General features: G+C 34.6%; 21 protein-coding genes. 10 read left to right on the top strand and 11 right to left on the bottom strand.

From position 1 onward, the window contains the following. Window positions 1–185: 185 nt before the first annotated feature. The 3 genes from rimO to FLB_RS06840 are packed head-to-tail and all read left to right on the top strand — an operon-like array spanning window position 186 to window position 2,907. Window positions 186–1,499: a 30S ribosomal protein S12 methylthiotransferase RimO gene (gene rimO / locus FLB_RS06830; protein WP_064715198.1), complete on the top strand. Its 1,314-nt coding sequence runs from the start codon at window positions 186–188 to the stop codon at window positions 1,497–1,499. 31 nt (window positions 1,500–1,530) lie between these two features. Continuing rightward, complete coding sequence (locus FLB_RS06835; protein WP_064715199.1) at window positions 1,531–1,965, top strand: hypothetical protein; 435 nt, start codon at window positions 1,531–1,533, stop codon at window positions 1,963–1,965. Between the two features lie 39 nt (window positions 1,966–2,004). Then, window positions 2,005–2,907: an N-acetylmuramoyl-L-alanine amidase gene (locus tag FLB_RS06840; RefSeq protein ID WP_064715200.1), complete on the top strand. Its 903-nt coding sequence runs from the start codon at window positions 2,005–2,007 to the stop codon at window positions 2,905–2,907. 57 nt (window positions 2,908–2,964) lie between these two features. Here FLB_RS06840 and FLB_RS06845 read toward each other — a convergent pair whose 3' ends face one another. Both FLB_RS06845 and FLB_RS06850 read right to left on the bottom strand, forming a co-directional pair. Then, on the bottom strand, window positions 2,965–3,594 hold the full coding sequence (locus tag FLB_RS06845) for a hypothetical protein (protein WP_064715201.1): 630 nt from the start codon (window positions 3,592–3,594) through the stop codon (window positions 2,965–2,967). Window positions 3,595–3,683: 89 nt separating this feature from the next. Beyond that, complete coding sequence (locus FLB_RS06850) at window positions 3,684–6,113, bottom strand: mechanosensitive ion channel family protein (protein WP_197488943.1); 2,430 nt, start codon at window positions 6,111–6,113, stop codon at window positions 3,684–3,686. A 361-nt stretch (window positions 6,114–6,474) separates the two neighbouring features. Between FLB_RS06850 and FLB_RS06855 the strand changes: the two genes are divergently transcribed. The 5 genes from FLB_RS06855 to FLB_RS06875 all read left to right on the top strand — a co-directional run bounded on the left by FLB_RS06855 (window position 6,475) and on the right by FLB_RS06875 (window position 11,786). Beyond that, window positions 6,475–8,040 carry a protein adenylyltransferase SelO gene (locus FLB_RS06855; RefSeq protein WP_064715203.1) on the top strand — a complete coding sequence of 522 codons (1,566 nt, stop codon included), beginning with the start codon at window positions 6,475–6,477 and terminating at the stop codon, window positions 8,038–8,040. 155 nt (window positions 8,041–8,195) lie between these two features. Next, window positions 8,196–8,762 (top strand): L-threonylcarbamoyladenylate synthase, encoded by a 567-nt coding sequence (locus tag FLB_RS06860; protein WP_064715204.1) that lies wholly within the window; start codon window positions 8,196–8,198, stop codon window positions 8,760–8,762. A gap of 64 nt (window positions 8,763–8,826) precedes the next feature. Beyond that, window positions 8,827–9,210 carry a GxxExxY protein gene (locus FLB_RS06865; protein ID WP_064715205.1) on the top strand — a complete coding sequence of 128 codons (384 nt, stop codon included), beginning with the start codon at window positions 8,827–8,829 and terminating at the stop codon, window positions 9,208–9,210. 67 nt (window positions 9,211–9,277) lie between these two features. Beyond that, window positions 9,278–10,699 carry a CCA tRNA nucleotidyltransferase gene (locus tag FLB_RS06870; RefSeq protein WP_064715206.1) on the top strand — a complete coding sequence of 474 codons (1,422 nt, stop codon included), beginning with the start codon at window positions 9,278–9,280 and terminating at the stop codon, window positions 10,697–10,699. 64 nt (window positions 10,700–10,763) lie between these two features. After that, entirely contained in the window at window positions 10,764–11,786 is a 1,023-nt protein-coding gene (locus FLB_RS06875) for a COX15/CtaA family protein (RefSeq protein ID WP_064715207.1), read from the top strand. Window positions 11,787–11,800: 14 nt separating this feature from the next. On the opposite strand, the gene FLB_RS06880 is transcribed toward FLB_RS06875, so the two are convergent. Further along, on the bottom strand, window positions 11,801–12,271 hold the full coding sequence (locus FLB_RS06880; RefSeq protein WP_064715208.1) for a hypothetical protein: 471 nt from the start codon (window positions 12,269–12,271) through the stop codon (window positions 11,801–11,803). A gap of 162 nt (window positions 12,272–12,433) precedes the next feature. Between FLB_RS06880 and FLB_RS06885 the strand changes: the two genes are divergently transcribed. Beyond that, window positions 12,434–13,207 (top strand): CDP-alcohol phosphatidyltransferase family protein, encoded by a 774-nt coding sequence (locus FLB_RS06885; RefSeq protein ID WP_064715209.1) that lies wholly within the window; start codon window positions 12,434–12,436, stop codon window positions 13,205–13,207. Window positions 13,208–13,301: 94 nt separating this feature from the next. Here FLB_RS06885 and FLB_RS06890 read toward each other — a convergent pair whose 3' ends face one another. The 8 genes from FLB_RS06890 to FLB_RS06925 all read right to left on the bottom strand — a co-directional run bounded on the left by FLB_RS06890 (window position 13,302) and on the right by FLB_RS06925 (window position 20,376). Beyond that, window positions 13,302–14,069, bottom strand: coding sequence for a LytR/AlgR family response regulator transcription factor (locus tag FLB_RS06890; protein ID WP_064715210.1), 768 nt, complete (start codon window positions 14,067–14,069; stop codon window positions 13,302–13,304). 230 nt (window positions 14,070–14,299) lie between these two features. Beyond that, complete coding sequence (locus FLB_RS06895) at window positions 14,300–14,650, bottom strand: 2TM domain-containing protein (RefSeq protein ID WP_064715211.1); 351 nt, start codon at window positions 14,648–14,650, stop codon at window positions 14,300–14,302. Window positions 14,651–14,676: 26 nt separating this feature from the next. Then, on the bottom strand, window positions 14,677–14,982 hold the full coding sequence (locus FLB_RS06900; RefSeq protein ID WP_064715212.1) for a 2TM domain-containing protein: 306 nt from the start codon (window positions 14,980–14,982) through the stop codon (window positions 14,677–14,679). A 2-nt stretch (window positions 14,983–14,984) separates the two neighbouring features. Further along, a complete protein-coding gene (locus FLB_RS06905; RefSeq protein ID WP_064715296.1) occupies window positions 14,985–15,311 on the bottom strand; it encodes a 2TM domain-containing protein in 327 nt (108 codons plus the stop codon). Between the two features lie 2 nt (window positions 15,312–15,313). Continuing rightward, window positions 15,314–16,669, bottom strand: coding sequence for a histidine kinase (locus FLB_RS06910; protein WP_064715213.1), 1,356 nt, complete (start codon window positions 16,667–16,669; stop codon window positions 15,314–15,316). Window positions 16,670–16,767: 98 nt separating this feature from the next. After that, window positions 16,768–17,391: a hypothetical protein gene (locus FLB_RS06915; RefSeq protein ID WP_064715214.1), complete on the bottom strand. Its 624-nt coding sequence runs from the start codon at window positions 17,389–17,391 to the stop codon at window positions 16,768–16,770. Between the two features lie 135 nt (window positions 17,392–17,526). Beyond that, window positions 17,527–17,931: a DUF2141 domain-containing protein gene (locus FLB_RS06920; protein ID WP_082923231.1), complete on the bottom strand. Its 405-nt coding sequence runs from the start codon at window positions 17,929–17,931 to the stop codon at window positions 17,527–17,529. A 258-nt stretch (window positions 17,932–18,189) separates the two neighbouring features. Beyond that, a complete protein-coding gene (locus FLB_RS06925) occupies window positions 18,190–20,376 on the bottom strand; it encodes a TonB-dependent receptor (RefSeq protein WP_064715215.1) in 2,187 nt (728 codons plus the stop codon). A gap of 330 nt (window positions 20,377–20,706) precedes the next feature. On the opposite strand from FLB_RS06925, the gene FLB_RS06930 reads away from it, so the two are divergent. Continuing rightward, window positions 20,707–21,102, top strand: a complete 396-nt coding sequence (locus tag FLB_RS06930; protein ID WP_157490566.1) for a hypothetical protein — start codon at window positions 20,707–20,709, stop codon at window positions 21,100–21,102. Window positions 21,103–21,196 lie beyond the last annotated feature (94 nt).

A 21,196-nucleotide genomic window follows, 5' to 3' on the forward strand; every position in this document is an offset into this window, starting at 1 on the left:
AAAGGCAAAGATATAGCGGATAACGGGTCTTTGCCCTCAAGAAAGCCTCCTTCTTTCTGCTTCTAAAACATTACAAAAATCTATCTAAAATCCGACACATAATGGGATAACAACCCTAATTAATGCTTTTTCTGAAGAAAAAAAACGTAATTTTGCCAATTCCTAGAAGAAGGGGAATTTATATTATGAGAACAAAGTCAACAAAAAAGAATAAAATTAATGTCATCACTTTAGGGTGTTCTAAAAATGTTTATGATAGCGAAGTCTTGATGGGACAACTTCGTGCCAGCGGAAAAGAAGTTACTCACGAAGCAAAAGCGGAAGACGAAGGAAATATCATAGTAATTAACACTTGTGGTTTTATTGATAACGCTAAAGCAGAATCGGTAAACATGATTTTGGAATATGCGGATAAGAAAGAAAAAGGTTTGGTTGACAAAGTTTTCGTAACAGGTTGCCTTTCTGAAAGATACCGTCCGGATTTAGAAAAAGAAATCCCGAATATAGATCAGTATTTTGGAACCACTGAATTGCCGGGTTTATTGAAGGCTTTGGGAGCGGATTACAAACATGAATTATTGGGCGAGCGTTTGACAACAACTCCTAAAAACTATGCTTATTTGAAAATTTCGGAAGGTTGTGACCGACCTTGTAGTTTTTGTGCAATTCCGTTAATGAGAGGAAAAAATGTTTCTCAAACCATTGAAAAATTGGTTAAAGAAGCAGAAGGATTAGCCAAAGATGGTGTAAAAGAATTGATTTTGATTGCGCAAGACTTGACGTATTATGGTCTTGATTTATATAAAAAACGTGCACTTGGCGATTTGCTAGAAGCACTAGTAAAAGTGGAAGGTATTGAATGGATTCGTTTGCATTATGCATTTCCAACTGGATTCCCGATGGATGTATTGGAAATCATGAAACGTGAACCAAAAATTTGTAACTATATTGATATTCCGTTACAACATATTTCAGACAGCATACTGAAATCTATGCGTCGAGGAACAACTCAAGCAAAAACTACGCAATTGTTGAAAGATTTTAGAGCAGCTGTTCCAGGGATTACAATTCGCACAACTTTAATCGTAGGATATCCCGGAGAAACTCAAGAGGACTTTGACACGTTAAAAGATTTTGTTCAAGAAATGAAATTTGACAGAATGGGTTGTTTTGCTTATTCACACGAAGAAAACACACACGCTTATTTACTAGAAGACAATGTTCCTGATGATGTAAAACAAGCTCGTGTAAACGAATTAATGGACCTACAATCACAAATTTCATGGGATTTGAACCAAGAAAAAGTAGGCAAAACCTTTAAATGCATTATTGATCGCAAAGAAGGAGCACACTTTATTGGGAGAACCGAATTTGATAGCCCAGATGTTGACAATGAAGTTTTAATCGATGCATCAAAACATTATGTAAAAACTGGTGAATTTGTCATGATCAAAATTACAGAAGCTACGGAATTTGACTTATACGGAGAACCCGTTTAATTAGTATATTTGAATTTATAAATCAATCGCAATGCAAAAGATTCAATTTTTATTTTTTTTAGGATGCACCTTGTTTTTTACTCAAACTAATTGGGCACAATTCAATAATGGATATGGCAACAATGGAAGAATGAGTCAAATGAACCAAATGGGGCCTGGACCAACACAAAGCGCACCAAAACCGCCCTCTAATGAAGAGACGGCTAGCAGAGTAATGGAAAATCTTAAAACAGAAATGAATTTGGATGCTTTGCAAGAGATTGCTATTAAAAACATTTTGATCCAAAGTCTAAATGCACAAGGCGTAATTCTAAAAAAAGAAGGCTCTAACGAAAGTAAAAGCGAGGATATTAAAGTAATCTCTGAAAATACCGACCAAAAAATACTAGAGTTATTAAATCCAGATCAAAAAGATACTTACAAAAAAATTATTGCAGGAGGATTCAAAAAGAAGAAAAAGAAATAAAAGAAGCCACACTTGCTATAACAACTAACCAACTTACAAATGTACAAACAACTTTTACTTAGTATTGCTTTGGGCTTACTTATAAGTTCATGTGGAACTAATCCTTACAAGGAAAGTAATAAAGTATACGAGCAGCAACTTAAAGTTTTACAGCAAAAACTAGCAGAAAAAGAAGCTATTGCTCTAAAAAAAGTAGAGACTACCACCACTTCTTTGGACACGCTTTACACAAAACAAATCAATACCCTAAAGGATTCTATCTCTAAATTTAACCCAACTGCGTTAGAAAATGTAACTACTGAATGGATTGGAACAGTAAACTTTAATCTAAGAAAACCAAATTTTGTAATTATACATCACACCGCACAAGATTCATTAAGACAAACATTGAAAACTTTCACATTAGCTAGTACAAAAGTTAGTGCGCATTATGTAATCGCAGAAGATGGAAAAGTGGTACAAATGCTAAATGATTACTTAAGAGGATGGCATGCAGGCAATGGAACTTGGGGAAGAAATAGCGACATCAACTCTGCTTCTATTGGGATTGAACTTGACAACAATGGATTTGAACCCTTTTCAGAACCACAGATTAATAGTTTATTGGCTCTATTAACAAAATTGAAGAAAGACTATAACATCCCTACACAAAATTTCATAGGTCATTCTGACATTGCTCCAACCAGAAAAGTAGATCCTAGCGCTTTATTTCCGTGGCAATTATTAGCAGAAAAAGGGTTCGGAATTTGGCCAGATGCGCTATTAGAAACCGCCCCTACAGATTTTAATGCTGAAATGGCGTTGCGAATAATTGGGTATGATACCAAAAACTTGAGTGCCGCTATCAAAGCGTTTAAATTGCATTATATCAAAACAGAAATCGACTCGGTTATAGATCAAAAAACATTAAATGTTATCTATGCGATTTATAAAAAACAGTAACATGTTATCTTAATAAAAAAAGGGCTTTTGAATATGAAAAGCCCTTTTCTTTATTACTTAAAACTTAAACCAAGCATAAGGTTCATGTTCAAAATCTAATGCTCTTGGTAAACCATCCCCAGGTATAACTTTTAGTTCTGGCAATATTGATGGATTAGACGGGTAAGTTTTTCCATTAAACTTCACAACACGGTATTTACTTCCGCTGTAAATAAATAAATCCTTCCATCCGTTGGTTTTATTCGTATCAATTACAACTGGATTACCCGATACCGAAAATTGCGTAATTATATTTCCTTGATCATTCAACAGCAGTTGAGTACAACCTCCAGTACCACAAAAATAACCTCCAGTTAATCCGACTAGAATCTCTTTTTTTCCATCTTCGTTTAAATCATATTCAAAGAAAATAAACTTTTTACTATTGTCATCGATAAAATTCTTTGCTAAGTCATCTTTGTATAATTTTTTCAAAATTAAACGAATCAAATCGGCGGTTTTACTACTTGACGAATGTATACCGTAGCTGCCTGCTGGGATGGTATCTGTTAGATCAGGATCTACCACAGCTTCGGTTTTTAAAGAATCTACTATAACAGTGGTTGATTCACCTGGTTTTACTTCTTTCTTACAAGAAGATAATACCCAAAAAACAAAAAGGGCAAGTGTTACAATTACTTTTTTCATTTCATTTTAATATTAAAATAGTTACTAATACTCTAATTACGGATGAATAATTTTTCTTTAACAAAAGGACGCATTTGGTAACGAAAAAATTATTCTTTATCTAGATTTTCATCATTAGAATTAGAAACATTGGAACGAATATGTAGATCTTGTTGCGGAAATGGGATTTCGATTCCATTGACTTTAAAGGCAACATCTATTGCTATAATCAAATCATTTTTTACATCATTTCCAAAATTAAAATGAGGCACCCAATATTTTATGGCAAAGTCAATAGAACTATCATTAAACTTAGTTACCCAAACCATGGGTGCAGGATTTTTCAATACTAGCTCGTGCTGCATTAAAATGTCAATCAAAATTGTTTTTACCTCCTTTAAATCTGAACCGTAAGCTACGCCAAGATCAATCTCAAATCTACGACGATTGCTTCCCATAGTCCAATTCACCAAATGTTGACTTAATAAATCTCCATTCGGAATAATAACATCAGCACCATCCCAAGTAGTAATTACACTGCTACGAATTCCAATTGATTTCATTTTTCCTGTCTGCCCTCCGACCTCGACAATATCATCTAAATTAATGGGTTTTTCGAAAGCAATGATTAATCCGCTTACCAAATTGTTAATTACATTTTGTAAACCAAAACCAATACCTACACTTAAAGCACTAATCATTAACGCAATTTTATCCATTGGGATACCTACCGAAATAAAAGCGATTAAAACACCAATGGTGATTATGGCGATGCGTATCAACAATAACCAACTTCCTAAACCTGATTTTGGCTTTCCATTATTTGTTCCTTTACTATCGGTAGTTAAAAAAGAAACTATTTTGGCACTTAATCCTGACATGAATAAAATAAAGAAAAACAAGAATATGGCATTGAATGAGAATTTGAATTCCCCAAATTGTTTTTCTTCATAAAAAGCCTCAGAAATTGGTTCTATAAAACTTTGAAAACTGTAGGAATTCCTGCTTATTAACACATACCATGCTATCGCAAATAAAACGTAAATAAAAGTGGGGACTTTAAATTTCTTTTCTTTTTCTTCTGAAAAAAGGGATTCCTCTTCAGATTGTGATAAGTATTTTGAAAAATTTAAAATATCTAAACTTAAACCAAATGCCCAAATTAATTGATACGCTATTAAAATGGTAAAATATCCATTGGTCATCAAAATTTTGGCCAAATTATAACAATTTGCAATTGACAAAATCATAGCGCATAATTCAAAAATCACAAAGACGAGCAGTGCAATTACAAAACTTTTTTCGTGAATCTCTTTCTCTTTATCCTTTCTATTCCAAAAAACATAAACCCCTAAAGCAAAACCAATAACGCTTAGAAGCAAAACAAATCGAGACTCTGATACTGAAAATAGTAGTAATAAATTATCTTGAAAGGCTAAATTATTACAAACAAAAAATGCCATCCAAATGAAGAACCAATAGTTACTTACGGATTTGTACAAAATGCGAGTTAAAGCTAACCCTCCAATAATCCACAAAAATGCACTAAACACAAATGGCGGCGAAGGCAAGAAAAATTGAAAAATTGAAATCATTATTAGTATAGAAGCTGCCAAAGGGTAATTCAAAACATGGCCCGGGTATTTTAAATTTTCATACATATTTGCCTTCTTATATTTACTTCTAACCACTCTTAAATAAAGCGTGAGGCCGATGATAAAGAGAAACAACAAGGATAAAATCCCTGTTTGATTAGCAAAATAAAACACAAACAATAAATATCCTTTTATAAAGGAATGCAAAAAATTCTCCGCTAATGTCAAGCCTATTTCTTTTTGATCAGCAACATCTGGTGATATTGAATTTACTTTTTTACTTAGCTTTTTCCTTACATTATTTACGACAGCTAAGTCTGATTCAAGACTAAATTTGAACATTTTTCCATTAACTTCTAACTTTTGAATGCTATCAATGGCATTTTTCAAGTTGGCATTGGCGCTATTTAAATCTTTAGCCATTAATACCATTCGTTGGTAATAATTTTTTTTTGCAGATTCTTGAACAGGAATTTGATAAAAAATCTTATCGGTTGCCAAGGAATCTATTCTTCGCTGTATACCACTCAACGACTTGTTATTTGATGAAATTCTGTCTAATTGATAATCGGTTCTTTTTAGTAGTTCTTTCAATAAAAGTGAAGTAGTCGTTAAATCCCTAACGGTTTGCATCTTGCTTACATTCTTAACTATGCCTTTTACTGATTTATCTTTCCATTCTACTAACAGTGCTAATTCTTTAGTAAAACCTTTATAATCAATACCTTCTTTCAAAATAGTATTAGCTCTTTGAATTTCTTCATTAATTAAATTAAAACTTGAATTTTGTCTATTGGTCAACACATTAAATGCGTAGTTTGTTTTATTTTCCTTCAAACTTGCCGCGTTCAATTGCTGCATTAGACTATCTAATCGTTTACTTTCATTTGTTTTTGCATCCTTTTTTATCCCTTCTTTGGATTGACCATAAGAGATAAAAGTCATGGCAAAAAAGAGTACACTAACGCATCTTTTAAAATTTAAAACGAAAACATTTTGGCGCACTCTTTTTGGACTGGTTTTCATAAAAAATGGAATAATAATGAAATAAAAAAACTGGTTTTGAAGCCATTGTTCAAACAAAAATCACAAAACTCATTATAAAAATAGTTAAAAAAACAGAAGTAAAATTAATTATTCTGTATAACCCTTTGAATTTCTGAAACTAATCATTCGTTAATAAAATTCAAAAAGAATAAGAAATTAAAACAGATTGATTTAATTTTACTAGCTAATTCAGTGTTTCTACATGGAGCAAGATTTGAAGAAATACTACTATTTTTAGCAAAAAAAAAAAAAAAAAAAAATGACGCTCACCCTCAACAATATATTTACCAAAGCATTACCAGCCGACAGTCTACTAGACAATGCTCCAAGACAAGTATATCAAGCATGCTTTTCTTTTGTTTCACCCAAAATACCTTCAAATCCTTTCTTAATTCACGTGGGCATTGATGTAGCAAAGCAAATTGGATTAGAACCAGAAGATTTAAAGGACGATGATTTCTTAGCCGTTTTTTCAGGAACAAAAACATATCCCAATACGCAACCTTTTGCCATGTGTTATGCAGGACATCAATTTGGGAATTGGGCAGGACAATTAGGAGATGGAAGAGCCATTAATTTGATGGAAGTAACTCACGAAGGGAAAAATTTTACGCTACAATTAAAAGGTGCTGGGCCAACGCCCTATTCACGAACTGCAGATGGATTGGCCGTTTTACGTTCTTCTATTAGGGAATACTTATGTGCAGAGGCGATGCATCATTTAGGAGTGCCCACTACCCGATCCCTTTCATTGGTTTTAACTGGAGACGAAGTACTGAGAGACATTATGTACAATGGGAATCCAGCTTACGAAAAAGGCGCTATAGTTTGTAGAGTAGCACCAAGTTTTATTCGATTTGGAAATTTTGAAATCTTTGCTGCCAGACAAGATCATAATAATCTGAAACTACTGGCTGATTTTACCATTCAACATTATTTTCCATCTATTAAAGAAACAGGAAAAGAAAAATACATTCAATTTTTTGAAGCAGTTTCTAAAAGCACACTAGAGATGATTCTTCACTGGCAAAGAGTGGGTTTTGTCCATGGCGTTATGAACACAGATAACATGTCAATTCACGGTATTACCATTGACTATGGCCCTTATGGTTGGCTAGAAGACTACAACCCAACTTGGACACCAAACACAACAGACAATCAACACAAAAGATATCGATTCGAAAATCAACCTCAAATTAGTTTGTGGAATTTGTATCAACTCGCCAATGCCTTATATCCATTAATCGAAGAAACGCAACCTCTGGAAGCTATTTTGGATGCCTACACCAAACAGTATGACTCAAAATATCTCCAAATGATGCAATCAAAATTGGGATTACAAATACAACCTACTGAAGATCGCAACTTAATTCAAGAACTTATTGATTTGCTACAAGAAATAGAGACCGATATGACTATTTTCTTTAGAAACTTAAGTTCAGTGCTTAAAAATGACACTCCAGCAACTGCTTTAACAAAAATTGAATTTGCCTTTTACAACACCAATGATTGTAATGAAAGCATAACTTTAAAATGGCATAATTGGTTCACTAAATATATCGAAAGACTTCAATTAGAAATCGTATCTGATGCGGAAAGAAGTATTGCTATGAATCAAGTAAATCCAAAATATGTCCTTCGCAATTATATGGCGCAATTATGTATTGATGCCGCAGAGAAAGGAGACTATAGCCTACTCAACGAATTGTATGAACTTTTACAAAACCCTTACAAAGAACAACCCGAACATGAAAAATGGTTCGCCAAACGCCCCGATTGGGCAAGAGTTAAAATAGGATGTTCAATGTTGAGTTGTAGTTCTTAAAAAGTTTCAAAACATGAACACTTTTTGAACCAATAGATAAAATTCATCTAGAATCCATTTCTGAACAAAGAAAAAAAACGCTTTTTTATACGCTATCAAAAATCAAATGGATAGTTTTGCATTTTATGGAACAAAGTCAAAATCATTAAAATAAAATGCAGATGAATCAAGAGATTATCAATGCTTTTGAAGTAATAAAAAACGGCGGCATCATTCTTTATCCAACAGACACCGTTTGGGGCATAGGCTGCGACGCAACAAATCCTGAAGCCGTCGCTAAAATATACCAACTCAAACAAAGAACCGAAAGCAAAAGTATGATTTGCCTTATGAACGGAGAAAAAATGCTATATAATGTATTCAAGGAAATCCCAGAAGTAGCCTGGCAAATTCTAGATTTATCCGAAAAGCCAACAACTTTAATATTAGATAATCCAAGAAATGTAGCTCCTAATTTAATTTCTGAAGACAAATCATTAGGTATTCGACTGATAAAAGAACCTTTTTGCTTTAAGCTTTTAGAACGAATGAAGAAACCATTAGTATCCACTTCAGCGAATATTTCTGGACAACCCACCCCATTATCTTTCAAAGAAATTAGTCCAGAAATTATAAAAGGCGTAGACTATATTGTAAATTTGCAGCAGGAAAAAATTGCAGGAAAACCTTCTACGATTATTAAATTGACGAATGATTCTCAGGTTAAAATCATTAGAAAATAATTTTTTTTTTGCCGCAGATTCGCAGATTTTAGAGAAAGAAGAAATTAATATGATTTTATAATTTATGGCTCAATATTTATTTGAAAAAGAGACCTATAAAATAATAGGAATTTTATTTGACGTACATAAAAATCTAGGAAAAGGTTTTTCTGAAATCGTGTATAAAGACGCATTAGAATATGAATTTAATATAGCTAACATACCTTTTGAAAGAGAAAAGGAATATGTAGTAAATTATAAAAACACCATTTTAAAACACAAATTCTATGCTGATTTTGTAGTTTTTGACAGTATTATTCTTGAAATAAAATCTTGTGAATCTTTTAATAACAGTCATATTTCACAATGTTTAAATTATTTAAAAGTGTCGAAAACTAAATTAGCGCTTTTAGTAAATTTTAATAAAACATCTTTAGAACACAAACGAATAGTACTATCAGAAAATTAGCTGAAAATCATAATTTTTAAAATAAAATCAGCGAATCTGCGGCAAAAAATCGTGGTAAAAACAAGATATGAATTATAAATCAGCACTTAATAACACAATATTCGAAGTAATATCGAAAGCTTCCCAAGAACTAAACATAGAAAGCTATGTAATTGGTGGGTTTGTTAGGGATTTACTTTTAAAAAGAGGCTCCAAAAAAGATATCGATGTGGTGGCTGTAGGCAGTGGCATCGAATTGGCGCTCAAAGTTTCAGAACTTTTACCTAAAAAACCAAAGGTGCAAGTGTTCAAAACTTATGGAACCGCTATGCTTCGTTTTGAAGATACAGATATCGAATTTGTTGGTGCCAGAAAAGAATCCTACACCCACGATAGCCGAAATCCAATCGTAGAAAATGGAACCTTACAAGATGATCAAAACCGCCGTGATTTTACCATCAATGCCTTGGCTTTATCTTTGAATCCGTCTAACTATGGAGAACTTTTAGATCCATTTGCTGGTATTTCTGATTTAGAATCTAAAACGATAAAAACGCCGCTTGACCCAGATATTACCTTTTCGGATGATCCATTGAGAATGTTGAGAGGCATTCGTTTTGCTACGCAATTAGGTTTTGATATTCATCCAGAATCTTTAGCTTCAATTACCAAAAATGCAGAACGAATAAAAATCATTTCGGGAGAACGCATTGTTGAAGAGTTAAACAAAATTCTCTTGACAGAAAAACCTTCTTTGGGCTTTTTATTACTTTACAAAACGGGATTATTAGAACTGATTCTACCTGAATTAACAGCCTTGAATCAAGTAGAAGAAATAGAAGGGCATACCCATAAAAACAACTTTTATCATTCTTTGGAAGTAGTCGATAATATTTGCCCGAATACAGACGATGTTTGGTTGCGTTGGGCAGCTTTATTGCACGATATCGGAAAAGCACCAACGAAACGCTTCAACAAAAAACAAGGATGGACGTTTCACGGTCACGAGTTTTTGGGCGGTAAAATGGTTAAAAAAATCTTCGAAAGATTGCATATGCCTTTGAATCACAAAATGAAATTTGTACAAAAAATGGTCGTAATGAGTTCGAGACCAATTGTCTTGGCGCAAGACACTGTTACCGACTCAGCAGTACGCCGTTTGGTTTTTGATGCAGGAGAAGATGTAGAAAATTTAATGACCCTTTGTGAAGCCGATATCACCACTAAAAACCCAAACAAGTTCAAAAAATACCATAGTAATTTTGAAATTGTTCGCAAAAAAATTGTTGAAGTTGAAGCGCGCGACCACGTCCGCAATTTTCAACCTCCAATCAGTGGTGAGGAAATAATGGAGCTCTTCAATTTAAAACCATCCAGAGAGATTGGCATCCTAAAAGAAGCCGTAAAAGAAGCTATTCTAGAAGGAGAAATACAAAATGAGTACCAAGCAGCTTATGAATTTATCTTAAAAAAAGGAGCCAAATTAGGCCTAAAGATTAACGATTGTTAGCCCTTTTTTTCGTTGCCAAACCCATAAATTTGCAATTAAATAATTGATTTTTATCACTAAAAAAATGACTAAATCTAATAAACCTGTTATCATTTGGCTGCTTTCTGGTTGCCTACTCTTATTTTTAATGGTTGTGGTTGGCGGAATTACCCGTTTAACTAATTCTGGACTCTCAATGACCGACTGGCATTTGATTACCGATACCTTCCCTCCTATGACCGAAGAAAAATGGAGTCAAGCTTTTGAAGAATACAAAAAGTTTCCTGAGTATCAAAAAATCAATATTCATAATGATTTTACCTTATCTGATTATAAATTCATTTACTTCTGGGAATGGTTTCACCGTTTTATTGGTCGAATCATCGGTATGGTATTTTTAATCCCTTTCTTTTATTTTTTAGCTAAAAAAAGATTAGACAAATCGACCATCAAAAAATGTATTGTTCTTTTGTGTATGGGAGGATTTCAAGGCTTTTTGGGTTGGTTTATGGTAAAAAGTGGATTAATCGACAATCCGGATGTGAGTCATTTTAGACTGGCGTTGCACCTTACTTTTGCTTTCATCACCTTTGCCTATACCCTTTGGGTGGCTTTGGATTTGATTTACCCCAACAAAGACAACTTTTATCCTCAGTTGAGAACTATTGCTCGATTTGCCTTGGTGTTTTTGATTATTCAAATTATATACGGTGGTTTTGTTGCAGGACTCAACGCTGGATTAATTCACAACCATTGGCCACTAATGAGCGATGGGCAATTCATTCACGACAGTGTATTTATCGAAAAAAACAGTTTTATCCTCAATTTGATTGAAGGAAAAAGCGGCGTACAATTCGTGCATCGTACAACCGCTTATCTTGTTGTAGCGTTAATGGTTTTGTTGTATTTCAAAAGCAAAAAGTACACTTTGTCAATTGCGCAACAAAACGGACTCAATGCGCTAGTAGTACTTGTGTTTGTACAATTTGCACTAGGCGTTTTGACTTTGTTGTACAGCGTACCGCTATGGTTAGGATTGGCACACCAAATCACGGCTTTCTTTTTATTGACAGCTATGACTTATACGCTACACCGTTTCACTAAATAAGATAAAGAGATGGTCTAATACACCATCTCTTCTCTTTCAAACGTTGGTAAAACGATGTGATTTATGTTTTGCTCCATCCATTGGTTCTCTAACAAATCTGCCCACGCATTCATATATTTTACCGTATCTGACATCACATTTCTATTGAAAGAAGCCACACCAGCTTTGGCTAAAATCTCGGGATTGGACAAGTTTTCGAGTTGTCTCAAATCTGATTGGGTAAAACCAAATTCAATCATTCTACCGATAATTAAATCCATAGGATAACCACTCGTTGGGCAATAATCTATAACTTGTTCCGACCAATCACCGCGTTTTTGCAAGGCAAATTGTTGAATTTCTGCTCTGGTAAACGAAGTTATATTTTGTGCCAAATGCCCACAATTACAACTTCCCATATGCCCCCATTCATAACGACCGCTACTTGCAATTTGTTTCGCTGTTTCTCTAAGGGCTTGAATTACTTTTAAATTTGGTGCCGCCATAATACAATAAATTTGGTTTTTTAATACCATAAAAGTACTAAAACTCGAAACGCGCTTTTTTTACTTTAACACAAAGTAAACTATTGTTTAGGCAACTATTCCCCTTAAATAGAGCTACTTTTGCGCCTAGACTATATTGTCATTCTACTTTTACAGCTTATAATGTCAAAACTTGCAACACAAGATAAGTTCTTCGACCTCTCAGATTATGGTCGCCCATTTGGTAAATTTCTGGCGCAACAACTAAAAGAAACTCGATTTACCCCAATTCACGTAACGCTACTTTTTGGCCTTTCTGGCTTGATTGCCATTTTTTGCATACTCACCAATCATTACTTTTTGGCCGCCTTTTTCATTGTATTAAAATCTGGAATTGACGCTGCTGATGGTGAATTAGCAAGACTAAAAAACAAACCTTCATACGTTGGTAGATACCTCGATAGTGTCTTTGATATCGTCTTAAATTTTATGATTTTTATGGCCATTTGTTGGGTCTCAAAAACGACATTTTGGTATGCGTTTGCAGCTTTTTTCGGCATCCAATTACAAGGAACTTTATACAATTATTACTACGTAATTTTGAGACATAAATCGGTTGGAGGAGATAGTACCAGTAAAATTTTTGAGTACAAAACCCCCAAAGCTTTGCCTGGAGAAACACAAAAATCGGTGACTCTTTTGTTCCGAATTTATACAATCGTTTATGGGCTTTTTGACAAAATAATTCACGCGCTAGACCAAGAGGCATACAAAGTAAAAACGTTTCCGAATTGGTTTATGAGCTTGTTATCCATTTATGGTTTAGGCTTTCAATTGCTAATTATTGCCGTGATGTTACCGTTGCATCTTATTGAATACATAGCACCATTTTTTATTGCCTACACACTGATGATTTTTGTGCTTATCGCTATCAGAAAACGGTTTATTAGTGAATAAAAGCGCAATAGATAAATCCTATACCAAACACGTAAATAACTAATAACCAGTATTTTTAACAAGCTTTATCTAAACTAAAAAATAAAGTCATTTTTTAACCAATCCAGTTTTTGAAATCCGCTACTTTTTCTCTACTTACTATCACCTCTTCTGCTTTATAAGTAGGTAAAATAATCTTTAAACGAGAGTTACTGTACACCACTATTTCCTTTATGGCCTTTAATGGAATGATAAATTTTCGACTGATTCTATAAAAAGCAGCAGGGTCTAATTCTTGTTCCAAAACCTCTAAAGTGGTTTCCAGAAGATAATCTCTGTTGTCGAAAGTATGCAAATAGGTTCCTTTATTTTCGCTGTAAAAACATTCAATTTCATCAACTGAAATCACCTTCAAATGTTGCCCAATTTTTAACGTAAATCGCTTTTTGTAATTTTTCTCAAACGGGTTCGTCAGCATCCTTTTGATAGCTTCAAAATCTAAAGCAAGCGAAGGATTTTCAGGCGCCTTTTCTGGCACTCTTGATTTGTATTTATTCACTGCTATTTCCAAGTCATCTTCATCGATGGGTTTGAGTAAATAATCAATACTATTAAGTTTAAAAGCACGCAAAGCATATTCGTCATAAGCAGTGGTAAAAATGATAGCACTCTTAATTTCGACCGCTTCAAAAATGGCAAAAGACAAGCCATCGGATAATTGAATATCCAAAAAAATTAGGTCAGGATGTGGATGGTTCGAAAACCATTCGATAGCCTCTTCTACCGAGTGCAGCAGTACGGTTACATTGATTTGTAGTTTTTCGAGTTTACGTTGCAACAAACGCGCTGCAGGTTTTTCGTCTTCGATGATTATAGTTGTCATTATTTGAGGTTAGAGGTTAGAAGTTAGAGGTTAGAAGTTAGAGGTTAGAGGTTAGAGGTTAGAGGTTAGAGGTTAGAGGTTAGAGGTTAGAAGTTAGAGGTTAGAAGTTAGAGGTTAGAAGTTAGAGGTTAGAAGTTAGAAGGCAGAAAGCAGAACATAGAAAACAGATTAAACTTTAAACTATAAACTTTAAACTTTTAAACCTTAAACCTTAAACTTTAAAACTGAAATCACTTCCACTGTTGTTGTTTTTCATCTTCTTCTTTTAAAAATTCCTCCATTTTTCTTTTCTCCCAATCTTTGCCTAAAAACAAATCTTTCCCAAAAACAGAAGCTCCGTGTGCTATCAATCCAATGCCCCAAAAGAAAGCGGTATTGAGTGTTTGCCAACTCCAAAAATTGTTATCTAACGAATCCAAATGCCTCGCTCTCAAAGCGATTAATCCGATATTGACTAAAACATAGACTATTAGATGCACATAAAATCCTTTTATTTTCTGCACTCTTTTAAATGCGATTTCGTAACGCTCTTCTTGAGTTCTGTCTAAAAATGAATCGTATTGGTTTTGCTTAATTTCCATTTTATTTTCTATTTAATCTTACTTTTTTATTTCCAATCGTTTCTGGATTGTTTTTCTTTTTCCATAAACTCTTTAATTTTTTGCTCTTCCCATGCTGCGCCGAAAAATGGCATCCAATTAAACACTTTCATCGCGTGAAAGAACACGCCTACACCCCAACCTAGTAAAGGCCAAAAGAACCATAAATATCCTGGAGAGGTTAGTAAATTGATTACTGCTAAAAATATATTCACTACAATGTAAGAGGTCAAATTTCCGTAAAATCCTTTTAAATCCTCTACTCTTTTCTTGGCTTGATAATATCTGTCTTCTTCTTGAAAATTCGTTTCCATAATTATTTCCAGATTTGTTTTTCGTTATTCTTTTCAATCATTTTTTTAATTTGCTTTTCCTCCCAAGATTTACCCAAAATAACTTCGGTAAAAAATAATTGAACCGCTTGAATAGCAAAAAAGGTCGTCCAAATCGCCATCACAAAACCGTTGATATACCGAATGGGAAAAAAGTTCAAAGGTGCGCCATAATACGTTTTCAAAACATAGATTACTACGCCTAGCATAAAAAATACCATATGAAAATAAAAATCTTTCAACTTTTTTACTCTTTCTTTGGCCATTTGAACCAAAGCTTCTTGTTCTTGATTAGTATCTATTCGTTCCATCGTTATTTCCATTTTTGTTGTTCGTCTTCTTTTCTTAAAATCTCTTGAATTTTTCGTTCTTCCCAGCTAGAGCTGTAACCAAAAACTTTGAAACCGTGCATAATCAAACCAAATCCCCAGCCTCCTGCGGAGAACCAAAACCAATGAAATTGTGGGACAAAAGTAAGATTCACATAAATTAAAATAGGGATCACTACACAATACGAAATCAGGTTGCCATAAAATCCTTTTAATTCCTCTACTCTCTTTTTTGCGCGGTAGTACGCATTATTTTCTCTGTAATTTAAGGTCGTTTCCATAACAGTTATTTGTTGGGTTAAAATGGGTATTTTAACGGTAAAAGTTTGTTCGTTTTGTTCAATCAGTACTTTTCGTTTGGTAATGATTGCGTATCGATTGATGATGTTTTGTAATCCAACGCCTTGGCGGTCTTGTAATACTTCTTTCTTTTGATAATCATTCTGAATCACCAAATAATCATTTTCAATATAAATTCGGATATGCAAAGGTCTTTGCTCGCTTACCACATTGTGTTTTACGGTATTTTCTAGTAATAATTGCAGCGAGAGCGGCACTACTTTGGCGTCTGGGTTTTGAACTTCGGCAGTCACTTCATAAAACAAGCTGTTCTCAAAGCGCATTTTCAGCAGTTTCATATAGGTAGTTGCAAAACTCAATTCCTCGGCTACAGAAACCAATTCTTTATCTTTTTGTTCCAACACATAGCGGTAAATTTTAGATAAAGAAGTGGTGAAACGTTGCGCATTATCTGGATTTTCCTCAATCAGCGAGCTTAACACATTCAAACTATTGAAAAGAAAATGTGGGTCGATTTGATTTTTTAAGGTTTCGAATTTGGCCGAAGCCGTTCCTGCAATGATCTTTTGTTCGAATACTTCTTTTTTAGAAGCTTGTTTCCAATTGAGCATAAAACTACGTGCGTGCATAAAGGTCGAAACTCCCAAGGAAAGAATGATATAAAACATATGCACCCAAACCATTCGGTTGTTGAAAAACTCAGCAACCTCTAGTTTTTGAAACACTACGAAAGTCAAATAATCGATTCCTAAAACTACAGGAACGGTGTACAAAATGGTGCAAAAAATTCCAAAATACACTCTCAAATTGGTTTGCTCTAACCAATTCCATCTGCGGTCCAAAATATCATTGATGAGTCCGTTTCCAAAACCAATTCCGTAAGAATATAGAGCACTAACTAAAAAAGTGGTGAGTAGACTTTGAGGACTGAAATCCCCTTGCAACAACGAAAAAACAAGCGTAAATACTAGTGTAATCTTCAAACAATCTATAAAGCCTTTTTTGATTCCTTCTAGTGTACTGTATTTCTGTTTTTCCATTGTTTTGGGTTTTGGGTTTTGGGTTTTGGGTTTTGGGTTTTGGGTTTTGGGTTTTGGGTTTTCAACCCTTCAGAGTTAAAACTCTGAAAGGGTTACTGCTATTTTTTACAATTTTTTTGAGCTTCTTGAGCGCGATCTAATCCCCATTTTGGTGAGAAAGCTGTTTCTGGTTTAAAAGTAGCAAAAAGTCCGATAGCTTTATCAATTTGTGCACACATAGGTGTTGTATCTGTTCCCCAAAACTTGGCTCCACCAATTTCAAACTCGGCTTTACAGAATACCACTCTTGGATTTTCTGGAGCAATGGCCTGTGCTTTACCGTAGAGTTCCATTACTTTTCCAGACAACTTTTGTCCATTGGTCATTGGGTCATAGGCAATCCAAGCGGTGTGAATCATAGCTTGCATTACTAATAATTCGGGATTATTTTCGTTTTTGATTAATTCTACATCCAAAGCGTTTTGTGCTTTGGTTAGTAAAGCTGTTACTTCGTCTTTGCCTTTGGTTCTAAAAGCGGTTGTAGTATTTACCAAAGCCACATAATAGTTAGGCAACCAGTTGTTTTTTTCGACTGCTGCAATTCTTTCGAATAAAGCGGCAGCTTCGGTATTTTTTCCTTCTCCCCACAACTGGAATGCTTTTCCCATTCCTTGTTCGTATTGTCCTTGGGCAGCTAATAAACTGCAAATAAATAAAGCGGCGGCGGTTAAAACTTTGATCATAATTTCTATTTTTTAGTTGTTAATTTCTTTTAAATGGTTGTTGTTATTTTGATGATGTAAAAGTATTGCTGATGTGCTACTTTTGAAATTGATTCTGACTGAACTGTCGTTTTTTGAGGATGAATTGTAAACCGGTTATACTTTCAATACGATGTGCTTGTTTTGTGTGGCTTGGAACTTAGCGTCTTTGTATTTTGGAGGGCCCATAAACCCTTTGGCATCGTTTGAAGCGGCATAAGCTTCTTTTGGAATTCCCATAAAGTTGGTGTCTAATTTTCCGTTGCTGTTTTCATCGTGAAAAACGCTTATCGCATACTCGCCAGCAGGAAGGTTTTCAAAAGTGACCGTTGCTTTTGCGTTTTTGATTAAAGCGACATTGCCTTTGTAGACTTTTTTTAGAAAATGATTTTCGGAATTGTACAATCCGATTAGGACTTGACCTTTGTTGTTTTTTAGACCAACGATGTCTACTTTGATAGCGACTTGAGCGGTTGCCATTGTACTTATGGCTAAGAACAGGATAAGAACTGATGTTTTCATAGTTTATTTTTTAAAGGTTGTTTATTATGCTGATGTAAAAGTAGTTTGGACCAATCGAAACTAAAATTGATTGTAACTGAACTGTTGTTTTTGGTGGATGAATTGTAAAAACACTTTTCTTTCCAAAAACACCTTATCTTGCCTCTTAGCCCCGGGAGGAGCGGCATCCTTTGCTGACGGGGTTCGGCAGCAAAGATATAGCGGATCACGGGACGATGCCTGCTGGAAATGCCCTATGCTTACTGCTCCTAATTCGGTTTATAAATTCTTTAACTGGTTGTCGTTTTTGTTGTCGCTGATGGTCCAAAAGAAACCTACAAAAAAGAAACTATCGGCCGTTGGTATGATGGCTCTGCGGTTGTAAACGCCCGCTGAATCTGGAGTATTGGCGTACTCGTAACCAAAGACATTTTGAGTTTGCAAAATATTGGACACGGAGAAATACAGGATTTTTTGTTGCGACACTAAATACGCCCAATTGAAACTCAAATTATTGAAAGCTTTGGTTTTTCCGTTCATAAATTGGGTCTCGTTTGGATTGTTGTACGGACGACCTGTGGCGAAAGAATGGGTGAAACCAATTTGTGATTTCCAGTCGGTGATGAAGTATTTTGTCACCAACGACGCTGTATGGTCCGCCACAAAATTTGGCGTAACTTGTTTAGGGAAATTGCGATAATCGCGCTCCGTATCGATGTAAGAATAGGAAATCCAATACTCTAAATTCTTAATCGAGCTGCCGTCTCTCCAGAACAAATCAAGTCCTTTGGCGTAGCCAGAACCGTTGTTGTTGTACACTGAATTAAACATTGGCGTTGTTGTATTGAATTTTACCAAATTGCTGTAGTCTTTGTAATAAGCCTCGGCTCTAAAGGTTTGACGGTCGTTGTTGTATTGAAAGTTTAAGATGTAATGCGAGGCTTTTTCGCTTTCGAATTGGTGCATTTTGGAATACTTGATAAAATCGACACTTGGCGCCTGAGTGAAATCGCCATAAGCGAAAGAAAACTGGCTGGTTTTATTCAGTTTGTAAGCCAAGGAAACACGAGGAGCAACGGCGGTTTCGTCCAACAAATCGTTGTATGAAGCACGAACCCCTACTTTGGCAGCAAAGTTTTTGGTGAATAAAATATCGCCTTCGGCAAAAGCTGCTGCAATGGAAGAATTGTATCCGCTAGTGCCTCCAAATCCAGAATTTGGCGTAAAATCTTCGTTGAAACGAGTAATGAAATAATCCGTTCCGAAAGCTAATTTAACGTGTTGCGAAATGCTTTTACGGAGTTTGAATTTAAGGTGTGAGGCGTTTTCGTCATTGTTTAGCTTGTCCAAATCCAATCCCAATTTGTTTTTGGAATAACCATAACTCAATCCCGTTGTCACTTGCCAATTGTTGCCAAAACCACCTTTGTAGGAAGTATTTAAGTAAAAGTTGTTATTGTTCAAATCGACTCTGACTTTGTTAGGCGAATTAACGCTTTCTTGATTCAAATCGAATTTGGAGGAATCAAAAGCTGCATACAATTTTAAGATTCCGTTATTGAAGTTGTAACGATACACGGTTTCGCCAGATAGCGATTGAAAAGGATTGTTCCATTCGATATTTTGAGGCACCACTTTTTGATAGGGCGCCAAGTTGATGTAAGCAGCATTGACACTCAAAGAGCTTTTTTTCCATTTTTGTGTATTTCCAACGCCCAAACCTACAGTCATTAAGGCGATTTCGGTTTTGTTTTGGTCGGGTTCGTCTTGGGTATTCAATAATAACACACTTGACAAAGCCTCGCCATACTCGGCAGAATAACCTCCAGTAGAAAAAGAGATACCGCTGAACAAAAACGGAGAAAAGCGTCCGCGAGTAGGCAAATTATTTGTGCTAGCGCCATAAGGCTGCGCCACTCGGATACCATCGACAAAAGTTTGTGTTTCATTGGCCTCACCTCCACGAACGAACAAACGACCGTCTTCACCCACGTTTTGAGTACCTGGTAAAGTTTGTAGCGCAGCAATAATATTTCCAGCAGAACCCGCTGTGGTGACAATATCCAAAGGTTTCAATACCGAAACACGAGCTTTGTCTCCCGACTCTAAAGTTCCAGCCGTAATCACCACCGCATCTAAGGTGTTGACATTCTCTTTGAGGGTTATGGTTTTGCTTTTGTAATTCGAAACATCTATTGAAATGGTAGCTGTTTCGTGTATCAAAGAGCTTATGATTAGGGTCGCATTTCCTTTGACTGTGGTTTCGAATGAGAAAAGCCCTTTCTCATCGCTTGTGGCGCCATCATAAGTGCCTTCGATATAAATATTGGCGCTAACTACGGGCTTACCTTTTGGGTCAATAACTTTTCCTGAAATAGTATTTTGAGCAAGAGTAACACTACTCATCAAAACCAATAGGGTTGCTAAAAAGAATTTGTGTGCGATTTTTTTGATACTTGTTTTCATTATACTGTTTGTTTTTTGATGAAGCAAATATCTTTCGGGATTATGGATTCTCTAAAAAGTTATGACCGAATTGTAGAAAAACGAGGCTGAATTGTAATTCAAATTGAATAAAAAATTCTCAACAAAAAATTAAAAAAGACAAATAATAATGATTATAAATCTTAACCAAAACAAAACAACCCTAATAATTCAATGAAAAAAAGTTAATATAAATACTAATATATAATTAAATTACTTAATTTTTAAAAAAGTAATAATAATACCAAATAGTAAAAAAAACCTTGGAAAATCAACCTTAATTTATTTATGTTTGTGCCAAAATTGGTAACTATGCACATAAGTAAAAACAAACATACTAATAAAAATAGCAGCATTGCCTTGCTATTTCTATTTGTATTTTTTCATTTTTTACTATATTCCGCATTTAGTGCCATTCCTGTTTTTTCTTCTTCAAAATTAGAAAAAGAAAATCTTGTTCAAATCTCGACAAAAAGTGATCATTCAAAATACTCAAAAATCACTTTTCCCTCCTCGGATATGGAAGAGGATTTTGAATATAATGAGATTGAAATAGATCCTTTTCTTAACGCTAGTACTGGATTAATTGCTTTGAATTCTTTGAATAAAAAGATTATAGCAATTCATTCTAAATTTTTAAATAATTATTTCTACAAAAAAAGCAGTTTATTTCTACTGTTTTGTAATTTAAAATACCATTTGGGTTAATACAATCATTGAAAATTATTTTCGATTATTTGTTTATTAACCTAATAAAATACATCAACTACTTTATTAAAACAGCAATAGCCTTACACAAAAG

It is taken from the genome of Flavobacterium succinicans (genome assembly GCF_001662485.1).
GTDB classification, from domain to species: Bacteria; Bacteroidota; Bacteroidia; order Flavobacteriales; family Flavobacteriaceae; genus Flavobacterium; species Flavobacterium succinicans_A.